Below are 1,484 nucleotides of genomic sequence, written 5' to 3'. Positions count from 1 at the left end.
GGCCTTATCGCCGGCAAGCCGGCTCCCACAGGTATCCCGCAGATCTCAAGGACAGCGCTGACCCTGTGGGAGCCGGCTTGCCGGCGAAAGGGCCGCAACGCGGCCCCTGCAATCTCAAGCCCCGCGCCGCTCTTCAGCCAGGCAAGCCGCCGCAGTGAACAGCACATCGGTCGATGAATTCAGCGCCGTTTCCGCCGAATCCTGCAGCACGCCGATGATGAAGCCCACCGCCACCACCTGCATGGCGATCTCGCTGGGAATACCGAACAGGCTGCACGCCAATGGAATCAACAACAACGAACCGCCGGCCACGCCCGAGGCGCCGCAGGCGCAGATCGCCGCGACCACGCTGAGCAGCACGGCGGTCGGCAGGTCCACCGCAATACCCAGCGTATGCACCGCCGCCAGGGTCAGCACGGTGATGGTGATCGCCGCGCCGGCCATGTTGATGGTCGCACCCAGCGGAATCGACACCGAGTAGGTGTCTTCGTGCAGGCCCAGACGCGCCGACAGCGCCAGGTTGACCGGGATGTTGGCGGCCGAGCTGCGGGTGAAGAATGCCGTGATGCCGCTCTCGCGCAGGCACAGCAAGGTCAGCGGGTAGGGGTTGCGGCGAATCTTCCAGAACACGATCAGCGGGTTCATCACCAGCGCCACGAACAGCATGCAGCCGATCAGTACCGCCAGCAGGTGCAGGTAGCCGAGCAGGGCACTCAGGCCCGACTGGGCGAGGGTGGAGCTGACCAGGCCGAAGATACCCAGGGGCGCGAAGCGGATCACCACGCGCACGATCAGGGTCACGCCGTTGGACAGGTCCTCGACCACGGTACGGGTGGTCTCGCCTGCGTGGCGCAGGGCCACGCCCAGGCCGATGGCCCAGGTCAGGACGCCGATGAAGTTGGCGTTGAGCAGGGCATTGATCGGGTTGTCCACGGCGCTCAGCAGCAGGTTCTGCATCACTTCCATGATGCCGCCAGGTGCGCTCAGCGAAGCCTCGCCGGTGCTAAGGACCAGTTGCGAGGGGAACAGCATGCTGGCGACCACGGCCACCACGGCAGCCGCGAAGGTGCCCAGCAGGTAGAGCCAGAGGATCGGGCGAATGTGGGTTTCCTGCCCGTGACGGTGGTTGGCGATCGAGGCCATGACCAGGATGAACACCAGCACCGGCGCGACCGCCTTGAGGGCGCTGACGAATACCTTGCCAAGGAAGCCCAGGTCGCGGGCGATGGCCGGTGCCAGCAAGGCCAGGGCGATGCCGGCGACCAGGCCGATGACGATCTGGGTCACCAGGCTGGTGCGGTTGAGGAGGCGGAAGACGGGGGTCATGTGCAGCACTGTCTCGGTATCTTGAAAGGGCGCGACTTTACCACAGTCAGTTCGAGCCCTATCGCCGGCAAGCCGGCTCCCACAGGTAGAGCACCGCTTTCGAGACTTGCGGTGTACCTGTGGGAGCCGGCTTGACGGCGATAGGGCCAGTACAGACA

At 65.7% G+C, this 1,484-nt stretch carries 1 protein-coding gene; it reads right to left on the bottom strand.

What is annotated here, in order from left to right; translation table 11 throughout:
* Positions 1-114: 114 nt before the first annotated feature.
* Positions 115-1,326: a serine/threonine transporter SstT gene (sstT, locus tag PMI38_RS21190; RefSeq protein WP_008098610.1), complete on the bottom strand. Its 1,212-nt coding sequence runs from the start codon at positions 1,324-1,326 to the stop codon at positions 115-117.
* Positions 1,327-1,484: the final 158 nt, after the last annotated feature.

Origin of the sequence: Pseudomonas sp. GM84, from assembly GCF_000282535.1 — a bacterium.
Classification (GTDB): Bacteria; Pseudomonadota; Gammaproteobacteria; order Pseudomonadales; family Pseudomonadaceae; genus Aquipseudomonas.
This window is presented reverse-complemented; position numbering and strand designations above follow the sequence as displayed.